This is a genomic window from Caldivirga sp. (genome assembly GCF_023256255.1).
Classification (GTDB): domain Archaea; phylum Thermoproteota; class Thermoprotei; order Thermoproteales; family Thermocladiaceae; genus Caldivirga.
In genome coordinates, this window is sequence record NZ_JAGDXD010000028.1 from 13,716 (window position 1) to 26,384 (window position 12,669).

Annotated in this window: 11 protein-coding genes; 3 read left to right on the plus strand and 8 right to left on the minus strand. The window is 42.0% G+C overall.

Features of this window, described 5'->3' with window-relative positions; translation table 11 throughout:
- Positions 1-8: 8 nt before the first annotated feature.
- The 5 genes from Q0C29_RS04515 to Q0C29_RS04535 form a co-directional block, all read right to left on the minus strand.
- Complete coding sequence (locus Q0C29_RS04515) at positions 9-653, minus strand: acetate uptake transporter (RefSeq protein WP_291999467.1); 645 nt, start codon at positions 651-653, stop codon at positions 9-11.
- Positions 654-816: 163 nt separating this feature from the next.
- Positions 817-1,983, minus strand: a complete 1,167-nt coding sequence (gene rpoA2, locus Q0C29_RS04520) for a DNA-directed RNA polymerase subunit A'' (protein ID WP_291999468.1) — start codon at positions 1,981-1,983, stop codon at positions 817-819.
- A complete protein-coding gene (gene rpoA1 / locus Q0C29_RS04525; protein WP_291999469.1) occupies positions 1,976-4,645 on the minus strand; it encodes a DNA-directed RNA polymerase subunit A' in 2,670 nt (889 codons plus the stop codon). Before rpoA1 ends, rpoA2 begins: the two co-directional genes overlap by 8 nt.
- Before the next feature lie 67 nt (positions 4,646-4,712).
- Positions 4,713-4,892, minus strand: coding sequence for a hypothetical protein (locus tag Q0C29_RS04530; protein WP_291999470.1), 180 nt, complete (start codon positions 4,890-4,892; stop codon positions 4,713-4,715).
- Between the two features lie 11 nt (positions 4,893-4,903).
- Positions 4,904-5,815, minus strand: a complete 912-nt coding sequence (locus Q0C29_RS04535; RefSeq protein WP_291999471.1) for a dihydropteroate synthase — start codon at positions 5,813-5,815, stop codon at positions 4,904-4,906.
- Positions 5,816-5,931: 116 nt separating this feature from the next.
- Between Q0C29_RS04535 and Q0C29_RS04540 the strand changes: the two genes are divergently transcribed.
- From Q0C29_RS04540 to Q0C29_RS04550, 3 genes are all read left to right on the plus strand, one after another.
- A complete protein-coding gene (locus tag Q0C29_RS04540) occupies positions 5,932-6,426 on the plus strand; it encodes a peroxiredoxin (RefSeq protein WP_291999472.1) in 495 nt (164 codons plus the stop codon).
- A gap of 318 nt (positions 6,427-6,744) precedes the next feature.
- Positions 6,745-7,449, plus strand: a complete 705-nt coding sequence (locus Q0C29_RS04545; RefSeq protein WP_291999473.1) for a hypothetical protein — start codon at positions 6,745-6,747, stop codon at positions 7,447-7,449.
- Positions 7,434-7,850, plus strand: a complete 417-nt coding sequence (locus tag Q0C29_RS04550; protein WP_291999474.1) for a helix-turn-helix domain-containing protein — start codon at positions 7,434-7,436, stop codon at positions 7,848-7,850. Before Q0C29_RS04545 ends, Q0C29_RS04550 begins: the two co-directional genes overlap by 16 nt.
- A 62-nt stretch (positions 7,851-7,912) precedes the next feature.
- Here the strand turns inward: Q0C29_RS04550 and Q0C29_RS04555 are convergent, their stop codons facing one another.
- From Q0C29_RS04555 to Q0C29_RS04565, 3 genes are read right to left on the minus strand one after another with little or no spacing between them, the layout of a single operon-like run.
- Positions 7,913-8,806, minus strand: a complete 894-nt coding sequence (locus Q0C29_RS04555; RefSeq protein WP_291999475.1) for a DNA double-strand break repair nuclease NurA — start codon at positions 8,804-8,806, stop codon at positions 7,913-7,915.
- Positions 8,793-9,380 (minus strand): hypothetical protein, encoded by a 588-nt coding sequence (locus Q0C29_RS04560; protein ID WP_291999476.1) that lies wholly within the window; start codon positions 9,378-9,380, stop codon positions 8,793-8,795. Before Q0C29_RS04560 ends, Q0C29_RS04555 begins: the two co-directional genes overlap by 14 nt.
- A complete protein-coding gene (locus Q0C29_RS04565) occupies positions 9,370-12,663 on the minus strand; it encodes a hypothetical protein (protein ID WP_291999477.1) in 3,294 nt (1,097 codons plus the stop codon). Before Q0C29_RS04565 ends, Q0C29_RS04560 begins: the two co-directional genes overlap by 11 nt.
- Positions 12,664-12,669: the final 6 nt, after the last annotated feature.

Genomic DNA, 12,669 nt, shown 5'->3' on the forward strand with positions numbered 1-12,669 from the left:
TTAGGCGTTTACTTACCCTTTCTTTTAGCAAATGGATAGACTGGTATGGGTCCTTTCAATCCTGCTAATTCCCACCTATCATTTATTACTGTTGCTGCCCCAACCCACATTGTGAATAACGAATCTATGAAGCCAATGTAGCCTGCAGGCTTAAGAGCACCAGGTATTTTACCCATTACAGTAGTCATTGATGATGATAGGGATGTGAGTGGTATTGCGTAGAGTATGAAGGTTACTAGTAGGAGTAGTAGAGTTAAGTTTAATGCCAGGTTCATCTTAAAGCTACCTACCCAGTAGAAGAATGTCATTATTGCAAACGCCACTGCAAGTAATCCAACTAGGTGAGCAACCTCCAATGAGGAGAACCAACCGGCTACAATACCCATATGGGCAACTGCGAATGTTAAAAAGAACGCTGAGTACGTGCCAAACGCCGTAGCACCAAAGGTATTACCATTATTATACTCCCAATTAGCGGCAACGAGTAGAAAGACCCCTCCAAATACTAACGCTGGGGCAATCATAACTATGCTTTCACTCCATGGGTAGAAGCCCATGGCGTATATTGATAGTATGAACAGGCTGAACCCGTAGGAGAATATTCCAAGTGCTGTTGGATCAGCCTTCTTAATCGTAACCATAGTGGAAGCCATACCACTTTTATAAATTTAAATGCTTATAAGATTTATTTCAAAACAATAGTGAAATGAATGAAAGTCTAGTTAAGTTAATTATTTAGTAAACCTTATTATCATTAAGCATATAGATTATGAGACTTTAATCTAATTCAATAAAACCTATGAATAGGGAAGATTCCTATGGGTGTTCAAGCATTAACTCAACGTAACCAGTGCCTATTGGCACATACTTACCTGATATAATGTTCTCCACAACCCCCTTAAACTTCTCACTTTCACCCATGTAGGCTGCTTCAATCAGGTTCTTCACAGTTACCTCAAAGGCTGCCCTAGCTAATGGGCTAACCTTCTGGCCTGCCACACCATGCCTTCCAATTTGCCTAACCTTACCATCCCAAGTCATTACGTCCGCAACCATCATTAGGTGCCTAGTATCAACATCTAGGCCTTGGTCATCTAACACAGCCTTTAGTTCCCTCATTATCATGGTTCTAGCGGCCTCAATACCGAGAACTTCAGCCACCTCATGTATATCGTGTGATATTGTCCTTGCTGAGTCAACCTCATCCAGTAGTAGTACTGCCTCCAGGTTTGTTCCCTCAGTGTATATTACGTACTCATTGTTATCGGTTTTCATGACTAAGGCCTTCTTAATCCCCCTTATGCCAGCTACCTTAGTTTGAAGAATCTTATCCCTCATCTTCTTTAATGCCGACACCTCCTGGGCATTAACAGTTATGCTAATCGTATTACCCTCAACTGTTATTTCCCCTGCCTTACCTTTAATTCTATCTAACGCCTTCTTAACATCATTGACCGTTAATCCCCTGTACCTTAACGCATCCTCATCTAGGGTTACTATTATTGTTGAGTTGAAGTAATCCACATCAACGCTCTTAGCCAAATTCTCAATAGTTATTACCTGTATCCTCTTAGCAACATCATGAGCCTTCTCCTCATCATGAGCGTACTCTGGTTTAAGGTAAATAGTCATCCTAGGTACCTGGGGTTTCCTCCTAGCATCAATTATCTCAATTAACCTAGGTAAGCCTAGAGCCATTGAGAATTCCCTTAACCCAGCGTAGTGGAATGTTCTCAGTATCATTTGGGTTGATGGTTCACCAACACTTTGAGCCGTAACTATGCCTATTGCCTCACCTGGGTCAACAATCGACTTATAGTACTCAGCGACGATAGCCTTCATAACCCTCTCAAGTTGCCTATCAGATAACTTAACATTATTCAACCTATTAAGCAGTTCATTAACCAGCCTACTGGGTAACACTTCCTTAAGGGTTTCAATCCTTGACTTAACCTCCTCCTGGCTCAAATACTGCTCAGCCACTTGTCATCACCCTCCTTATTATCTCATCTATGTTTAACCTACCATGGTCACTCTTAGAAACATCAATACCATCTTCACCATACCTGAATTGAATTATTGCATCCTGTGAATCCCTAACAGTACCATCATAGGCCACGTAGATGTCCTGCATTGCGTTAATCAGCCTCCTCTGCGCATACCCACTCTGGGAAGTCCTCACTGCAGTTTCAACTAACCCATCCCTACCACCACCTGCGTGGAAGAAGTACTCTATTGGAGATAACCCATCCCTGAAGTTACTCTTAACGAAACCCCTGGCCTCAGGACCCTTATCACCAGGTAGGAAGTGCGGTAGGGTCCTGTCAGTAAAACCACGCCTATACCTCTCACCCCTTATTGTCTGTTGACCTAGGGCAGCGGTCATTTGTGCGGCATTTAGTAGACTCCCCCTAGCGCCTGTTTTAGCCATTATGTAAACTTCAGATTCCTTATTCATGTAATCATCAACTATCTTGGATGCCTCCTCCCTAATCTTCGATAATGTCTCAGCAAGTTTATCCTCAAGGGTCTCCTCAATTGTCTTACCGGGCTCAGCCTCAAGCGCACCCTTGTAGTATCTATTGAGTAATTCATAGGCCTCCTTAATGTAAGTGTTCTTAACCTCATCAAGCTTCCTCATCGCCTCCTCAGGTAGGTTAAGGGAATCGAGGGCCATTGTGAAGCCCCTTATGTCAATGAACCTTATTATTAACCTAAACATTGAGTCAATCCACCTCCTACCGAATTCATTACCATACCTCTTAACCAATACGTGAAGTAGTGAATCAACCTGCTCAGCGCCAATGGACTTCTTATCCAGTACACCAGTGGCTAGGTAACCATTAACTACCACGATGTATTCATCAGTATCGCACCTATATGGATCACTGCACGTTGACTTGAATGATGTTGCTTGAGTGAAGTTGAAGTCCTTAGGCAGTAGGGTTGATATTAATTGCTTACCTGTCCAAAGCTCCACAGGGTGCATTATGGCTGGTTCCTCAAGTTGCACATTTTCCCTAACCGCACCAAGTATGAATAATGCCTTCTCCCTAGTTAATACATTACCCTTCCTTGAGAGTAAATAACCTCCAGTTATGTAATCTTGCCTAGCCCCTATTATTGGGCCACCGTACCTTGGGGTTACTATGAAGTTCTGAACAAGCATTATTGTCCTAGCCTCAGCCCTAGCCTCAGGGGTTTGGGGGACGTGGAGATTCATCTCATCCCCATCGAAGTCAGCGTTGTATGGTGGGCATACTGCTAAGTGAAGCCTGAAGGTTCTACCAGGCAGTACCTTAACTATGTGGCACATTATCGACATCTTATGGAGGCTTGGCTGCCTATTGAAGAGGACGTAGTCACCATCCATTAGATGCCTCTCAATCATCCAACCAGGTTGAATTTGCTGAGCTAGCTCACTTCTATCTCTCCTAACCTTAAGCTCAATCTTCTTACCATCAGGTGTAATAACCCTATTAGCCCCAGGCCAAGTCTCAGGTCCATTAACTACGAGCATTCTCATTAAATCAATGTTCCACTCAGTGACCGGTTCTACAACGGTAAGCTCCTTAGCTATATCAATGGGTACACCAACCTCATTAATGCTTAAATTAGGGTCAGGGCTAATTACAGTCCTAGCCGAGAACTCAACCCTCTTACCTGATAAACTACCCCTAAACCTACCCTCCTTCCCCTTAAGCCTCTGGGCAATACCCTTAAGTGGTCTCTTGCTCCTATGCCTAGCCTGAATACCACCTGGTAACTCATTATCAATGTATGTCGCAACGTTAGCTTGAAGTGAGTCCCAAAGATCAAGTATTGAGGTTGTGGGTGAACCAGACTCTATGGCATTCCTAAGCTTCTCATTATACCTAAGTATTGTTGTTAACGCGTGTGTTAAATCATCTGCACTGGTTTGGCCACTAGGTAACTGTATTGACGGCCTAACCTGAGGTGGTGGTACAGGTAGTACTGTTAAGACAGCCCACTCAGGCCTAGCCGTTGAGGGATTCCAGCCAAGTAACTCAAGGTCCTCATCAGGCACCTTCTCAAGCCACTCCCTTATGTTAACTGGATCAAGCCTAGTTAACCTACCATCCTCAGACTCGGTGTAGAACTTGAATGGTTTATCAAGCCTAATCTTAGGCTGAGGGGCACCACAGTGTGGGCATGTTGACCTAGCAGCCGCCCTCTTCTTAACCCTAAGAATTAACCTATCTGAGAGAGCCCTCCAATGCTTCTTAAGTTTCCTAATCCTTTCCGAGTACTTCTTATACTCCTCATCAGTTAACTTTAATCTTCCGCAATTAGGGCACGTTGCCCTCAGTATGTCGTAAATAGGCTTGACGAACTCAGGATGAACAACGGGCCTAACTAGCTCAATTCTACCAAAGTGTCCAGGGCACCTCCTCCAGTCATTACCACAGGTTTCACACCTAGCCTCAGGTTCATCAACACCAAGCCTCCTATCCATTAACCCGCCTTTAACTGGGTTACCGGCTTCATCATATGTCTCTGAGGTTGTTACTTCCATTACAGACATTTTTCGTATTAAATCAGGTGAAAGGACATTGAAGCTTATTTCCTTAATTACCTTAAGCGGAATATTATCCTCACCGCCTGCTTGATTAGAATAAGACATTCTAAGATCACCATAGTACCCGTCGGGTTTATAAAACTTTTTCTCCCAATTAAGGGTACTCCAGGTTTCATGCCTTAATGCTTGCCTTAACCTCAATCATGTTTCTCTTAATCCCCTTCTCGATGGGTAATGGTTTCATGGCCACAGCCATCAGTATAACCTCCCTAGTAGCCTTTATTGTACGGAGCATTTTAAGCTGCTTGATAGCCCTATATCGTTTATATTCCTGAATAATGTTAATGGACATACGTCCACTGATTAACTAGCCTCCTTATAAGCTTTTCTCACGTTGTTAACACAACCTAAATAATCCCCACCGCACTCCTTCACCATGTTAATGATCTTAATAACATGAAGGGTCTCCACGGCATCATGAGTTCTAATGATATCTACACCCACGTAGGCTAAGTATGCATGCAGCCCCAGTGTACCCCAAATGGAGTCCTCAATATCAACACCCAGTAGCCTCCTAATGAACCCCTTTCTAGACACACCAACGCAAATGGGCCGATTAAGTTCCATCCTTATCCTGGCTACATTTGCAACAAGGTAAATATCCCTATAGGGCCAGTCATCGTAACGCGTATTGGTTACTTGCCTATTAGGCTCCAGGTTTTGATCCCTATCAAGGGGTGGGAAACCTATGCATGGGTCAATTATAATGTCATCAACACCCATTGATTCAGCCATATTAATACTCCACTTAGCCTCATTAATAACCGCATCAACGGGATTTAAACTACTCTGTGTCCTTTCCCGTGCGCAAAGTATCATAGTTAACCCATGCTCCTTAGCCACCATTGCTAACTCATTACTGTACCTTAGGCCAGTCACATCGTTCAATATGTCTATGCCCAATTTAGCCACCTCAGAAGCAACACGGGGCCTAAAGGTATCCACTGATAGGATTGCCCTATCGCCCAATTCCCGTCTTAGCAGGTTCACAGCCCACTTAAGCCTACTTAACTCAACATCCTCAGGAACCCAAGTCCTCTTAAACGGTGCAGTGGACATTCCCCCAATGTCAAAGATCCTTACACCAGCCTTGAACGCCCCCGCAGCGAACTTTAGTAATTCCTCCTCGGTTGATTTAACGCTGGTTAAGTAGAATGATTCAGGGCTTACATTAATGACAGCCATAACCTCAGGGGTGTTTAACTTAAGTTTCATTAAATATGATTTTTCAATGGGTCGATTTAAAAATTACCCTTAACATTTAACCAAGCAGTGTTCAGAATTTGCGAATATATGCATAATATTTAAATTAAATAGCCATTGATGCGGCTATGGTTGATGTAGGGGAGAAGGCGCCTGACTTCGAGCTCTTGGACACAGACCTAAAGGTAAGAAGGCTAGGCGATTTTCTAGGTAAGGGGAGGCCTGTAGTTATATTAACCTTCCCAGCAGCGTTCAGCCCAGTATGCACTAAGGAGTTGTGCACAATAAGAGATAACATGAGTCTATTGAATAAGGCTAATGCTGAGGTGATAGCCATAAGCGTCGATCAGCCATGGGCATTAAAGGCCTTTAAGGAGGCCAATAAGTTAAACTTCACACTACTGAGCGACTTCAATAGGCAATTCATTGAAAAGTATGGTCTAGTACTTGAGGACTTGCTTGGATTAAAGAAGCTAGCTAAGAGGGCAGCCTTCATACTTGATGAGCAAGGTATTATAAAATACAAGTGGGTTAGTGATGATCCAAGAAATGAGCCACCCTATAAGGAGATATTGAATATAGTCACTGCCATGAGTGTTGGTAAAAGTGGCGGATGTGGATGACGTCCCAGTATTTTATCAATAGAGTTGACTAGTGATCTACTGGTTAAACGCAGTCATTATCTCATATTGGGTTAGGTAATCCATTGCAAGCAGTAATCATATTGGAGTAAGTAAATTCACTTTCCTAAAGTAACCTTAAATGTAATCTACGTTTAGGCGAACTAGTAACCCTATACTCTATTGAATAATAAGGCATTGTTCGCATGCATAATATGTGACTATTTTTAACTGATATAGAAGAGTTAGGAGCTACACCATGAGTAGGCGCCTATATTTGACAGTAATGCATATAAGTACCTTATACATGGTAAACTTGTAATGGATAGTGTTATTGTTGAGGAGTTCAGTGGTGGTGTGGAGAAATCAAAGGTTTACTCAATGGTTAATGGAAAGCTCATTGAATTATCCTTTAATAGAATGGTTAGTACTGGCTTAATTGAGTTTAAGATAGCAACGATAACTCCAGTTAATGAGGAGGAGTTTTCAATAATAGCCCCAGCGGTTGGTTCACTTGGCTTTTACGCTGATTACGTTAAGGATTCGAAAATGGCTGTACTCATACCATCAGTCACGCTTAAGGGCATTAAGAGCATCAATGATTTAAAGGTTCTGCTAAATGCGTTAAGTGAACTTATAGAGGAGATGTCATATATGACTAATACTCCTATTTCAAATATAGAGATTGCGTTAATGCTGAGTGACAAGGGTTGGTTAGTAAGCAGTAATAATAATGAGGCTTATAAGGTAATTAGGATTAATGATATTGCCTCAACAATATCAATAAACTTGAGTGGTGGATTAACTGTTGGTTCGGCTAACGTAAGCATTAGTGTGATTGGGAAAATAAGGAATAGTGACTGTGTGGTTAAGGGTATCTCTGAACTTGGCTTAAACAATATAGAGAACTACGGTTACGTGATACTGGCTAGTGGATCAATAAGAACTCTTGGCTTATTAACAATACTAACTGATAAGCTTGAAAACGCCGTGACTAGGGTGATTAATGAGTGCAGCCGCCTTTAGGTAACGTGGTTATAGTAATCGTAATGATGGAGGCGTTTCTAATAATGGTGTTGGGCTACATGATGTATGATGTTAAGGCTAGGTTAACTAAAGGAATGATGAAGATAATTAACGAGGGTATTAAGATTGATTCCTCATCTACCAATGATAGTAGACCGAGGCTGAACACTGATGAGGTTAAGGTACTTAAGTACCTTATGAGTAGAGGCAAGCCTGTTATTCAATCAGTTATAGGTAAGGAACTTAATATACCTAAGTCAACCCTCTTTAGGATAATTAAGAGACTGAGTGAACTAGGGTTAATTAATGTTGAGAAGAAGGGTAAGTATAATTATGTTTATATTCAGAGGACTCAAGACGTCTTAAGTATACTTAAGTCAATTAATGAGGACTCCTCCTAGGTTCCCTAGGCGTTACCCCTGGTTGTTAATCTCCAGTATGAATACTGTGAAGGATCATTAAATTAGTAAAGACTCCTACCCCTAGCGTAACCAAGCATATCTCTAATATACCTATACAGTAGTGGATCCATCTCCCCCTTCTCACTCACCCTGAGTAGTGCCATTATAAACCACTTCCTAACCTCATCACTGACCTTAGATAATTTATCAGCAACGTAAAGCGGCATTGGGTAATTTTCCCTACTCATCATTAGCGATACGGTCTTCAATACATCTGGGTTCTTGAGTACATTCTCACCGGCCTCAACGTAAATTGGGGGACTACCACCATTAACCTGCATGTAGAATCCCACTACCCCACTACGTATATTAACTGGTGTTGTGATTAGAATGGAATCCATACCCTTCTCTCTGAACCTTTCAAATAGGGTGAAGAATAATGCTACCTCATTTATGGGCTTCTCAATACCCATTAACCTACCGGTAATGCGGTTAATACGCACCTCCTTCGTGAAGGATAACACGTAATGCCCAGTGCTTAATGCGGTATTAATTAATTCATTTAACTTACTTGATTCCCCATCATTAGCCACTAATGGTCCATCCATTAGGACTAATTCATGGTCCTTCAGTAACTCAATTGCCGAATTAAACTCCTCAAGTTTAGCGTTCTCCTCAAGGGACTCAACGTTATCAACCACCCTTACAATGAATCTGCTTCTTGAATCGCTTGGAAGCACTACGATTGCGACATTTATTAAACCAATAATTACCCCAAGGTACTTTATGGGTATGAAGCCTGAATCCACTGCTGCAGTACTGTAATCGCTTGGATTACCATTAATCTCAATTATGATTCCATCAGTATCCATATTCTCAAGCTCCACCCCTATCTGAGCTAATTCAACTTCACTTAACTTATATACACCGCTTATTAAGGATTCAAGGGTATACAATCTTAGTCACCTCCTCTATTAGGTTCCTTAACCTCTCCTTATCTATTAATATTCCTGAATTAACCACCCCCAGGGTTTCAAGAATCATTAAAGTCTCTTCATCTAAGCCCGAGGCATCACCAATCTTAAGCATCCTAACTAGGCCCATTAGCGTCTTAGATAAGCCCATTGTACTCCTCTCCGTAAGTATTTTTCTACTAATCCTGCTAACTGCTCCGTCACTAAGCGTACTTTTCCATAGTGCAGTAATATCCCTCACTAGTATCTCAGCCATGGGTCCCATGTACACTTTAGGTATGTAACCTGTTATGACTATGCCATTGTCAGTTACCTTAATGCAGTCCGTATTGCAGCATTTAATGGACTTAAGTGTTACATTACCGTAAACCACAGCCCCACCCCAATTACAGTCAATAGTCCTAATGATTATGGGTGCCTTAATGTCTTGGCATTGCTTAAAGCATATTACTACATCAGCGTGACCATTGTAGCTATCTAAGCACCTAATGAGTCTACATAGCCTACTCCCTGAGTCACCATCCACAGCTACTATTATTGGGGCTTCATGAGACATAGCGCTTCTCCACCAGTCTAGCCCGCCATAATGCTTCAAGATAATTGATAACCTCCCTTGATTCCATGCCTAACTCCCTAGCCATAATCACTTCATCAAGGCCAACATTAGGTCCAATTGAGGCAATGTACCTTAGTAGGTTTAATGGTACATTAAGTTTACTGGATAATTCACTAAGCTTACTAGTTACAATATTATTGACAGCGACTAATTCATCGATTCCCGCCTTAAGTTCACTCAAGTTAACTGAATCCAGGTTCGGTTTCTTAAAGTCCTGGTTAAGCAACCCCTTATGCCTAAGCCAATTAACTGAGTTATACACCTCAATAGCCTTAGTCTTAACCTTACTAATAACATCAACCAGCCTCCCCCTAGCCTCCTTAACCCTACTCTCGTATTCACTTAGGACTATCTCTAAGTCATCTAAGGCATCCTTACTCAGCAGTTCAATAATTGAATCAACTATATTATCCTCCGGGGGTGCTTCCTCATTACTGCCAATTAATTGAAAGGCCTTAGTCAATATTAGCGATATGATTGCGTGCTCATGAGCGTAATGCAGTATTGAGGCTGAAAGCTCCAGTTCCCTCCTAAGCCTATTAACCTCCTTGGAGACGTTATCGCTTAGAGATTTTAAAGCCTCATAGGCCTTATCAATGCTTAAACCATTTAAGTTACTTACCGCCCTCATTACTGTTTCCTGAAGTTCCTTAACCTTTCCCCTCACAACGTCCTTGATAGCGTTGTCAACGTTAACCTCAGGGTTACTTAATGAATTCACAAGGGAATTTAAGCTACTTATAGTGCTCTTCATCTCACTTATTAACTTACCCTCGCTTTCCTTAACCTCGCTTACCTTGTCTTGAAGGGCCATTAGGCTTAGGTTAACCTTAGCCAGTCTCTTTAATTCATCCTCAGTAGGGTTCCTTATTACAGTCGCAAGTAGCCTACATTCCTCCTCGAGTTCCTTAACCTCTCCTTGAAGTGCACTGAAGCCTGTTTGAAGAGTTAAGTTAATGTTGTCAATGCTTATTGAGACATTCCCATTGAATAACTTAGCCAACTCCCTCACCCTAGAGCATACATCATTAACAGCATCATTGAACCCTCCATTAATGGTTACGATGTATTTCCCATTATGTTCAAAAAGTAGTCCCCTTAACTTCATTAGATCAATTAGATCATGTTCCCTGAAGTCTCTCCATAATTGAACAGGGAAAAGCCCCCTTATCACGTACTCCAGTTCCTTCTCATCAATTGGCTTACTAAGGTTACTCAGGTAATTCACTAGGATTGTCTCAACCCTAGATATGCATGGCTTATCCCCACACTTGAAGACTGTAGGCGTTGACTGGTCAACAGTACCTTCAACCCAACTCTTAACCACGCTCCTAATTGCATCCCTCTTACCCTCCCTCCTTCTAGGTAAGCCTAATGTGTATTGGAGTAGTTGATTCCTCAGTGAATCTCTAAAGGCACTAACCTTCTCAATGAACCTCGTGGCGCTTTGAACCTGGCTGGCGTATTCACTAGGTATCTTACTGAACTTAGATAAGACGTAGAGACCTATTAATACCCCTCTTAATTCCTCTATGTTATCTGAACCATAATTAATTAGTAGGATTCTTTGGGATGAATCGTAAACCCCACACCACTTCATGTTTAAGTTACCTTGAAGCTGACTTGTTAATAATTGATCATTAACAACGAGCCCTATTAAACCATCAACATGCTTAACCTGCCCATTAATCCTAACCCCACAGTTAGCCGCTATGCCTAATGCTCCATCAGGGCTTGTAAGCACTACATAGGCTAACCTGGCGTCTAATGCATTATCAGCAATGACTACTCTTAAACCGTCTTGGGTTTTAATAGGCTCACCCTTAGTTATCATGCTTATTATCCTACCGGCTACGTCAATTGGCTTAGCGGCAGCTACCTGCTTTATGAAGCTGCTTAATTCATCAAGGCTGCTTGCCTCCGGGTTAGCTAAGCCAAGTAGCTTATCGTGGATACTCTTCTTCAGTATGTAAGCATCATGACTGATGAAACCCTCAGTACTGGCTTCCGCTGGAAGCACAACTATTAACTTAATACCCTTATCCATGGGTATTGTATAGTATGAGCCATACTCTATGGATAGATTCCTTAAATCATCAGCAACTATGGGTGGTTTACCGTAGCTCATCCTCACGTTATTAATGGCGCGTAATTCACTGGCATTCTCTGGATTAACCTCGACAACCTTAACTCTCTCAACAAGTCCTGTTAATTCAACGCTTGGATTAGCCTTAACAGGTATGCCGGATAAGGCTATGTGCATTAAGTCATCACCGTAAGTCTTCAATTCATTGAGAAGGTTAAGGTTAATGTACTTACCTAATTCGGATGTTAGGAAACGTAGCATTAAATCCACGCTTAACTGCCCATTATTCTCAATGATCACTTCAAACAACTTGGAGGTTAACTTAATTAGATTCCTAGGTGAGGCTTGACCATTCTCCATCCTCCTGGCTATGAGGTAAATTAAGGATAATGACTCTCTATTGAATGGGTGTAGGGGGTTAAGTCTACCCTCCTTAATTGCCTTAAGTCTCTCAGGGTTTGAGTAGGATAGGAGCCTATTCTCAATAATTGCTTCATAAAGCCAGTAGGGTATCCTATCATCAATGACAACCTCCTTGAAAACCCTACCTCTAGCAATGTCAAACACGTCGGGTACGTTATTCTTCAATATACTGTAGTATAGCTGAGGGGTGAAGGCTGCTATTATCATTACCCTGCCTAGGTTGCTTGGCTTCAAGTTAAGCAGTGAGGCGTAGCTCCTAGGTTCTAAAATAGCCCTAATTAACCCAGTAACCTGCATTATTGAATTCTTAACATCACTACTCACCCCACCTGATATTGAGACTGCCCTGGTCAATTCATCAGCCTCATCAAACATCAGAATCATCGGCCTACTGGAGTCCCTATTCATGAACCTGTTGATTAAGTAATCCTTAATGTTCATGCTTAAGCTGAGGGCAGCCCTAATCACATCAACATTAAGTCCCCTAAGCCTCTCCTCAACATCATCAAGTAGATCCGACTTACCGAAACCATATGGGCCCACTACCACTAGCAGTATGTTATCATTACCCCTTAGGAAGACTTCAATAGCCCTCATAACTTCACTAACCTCCCTCTCAAGCCCCATGGTAACGTAACGCCTAGCCACAGGTGGAAGTCCACTTGGGTTAAGCGGCCTATCCACGAAGCCTAATGCCTCATAAGGATTCCCCATCTTAAG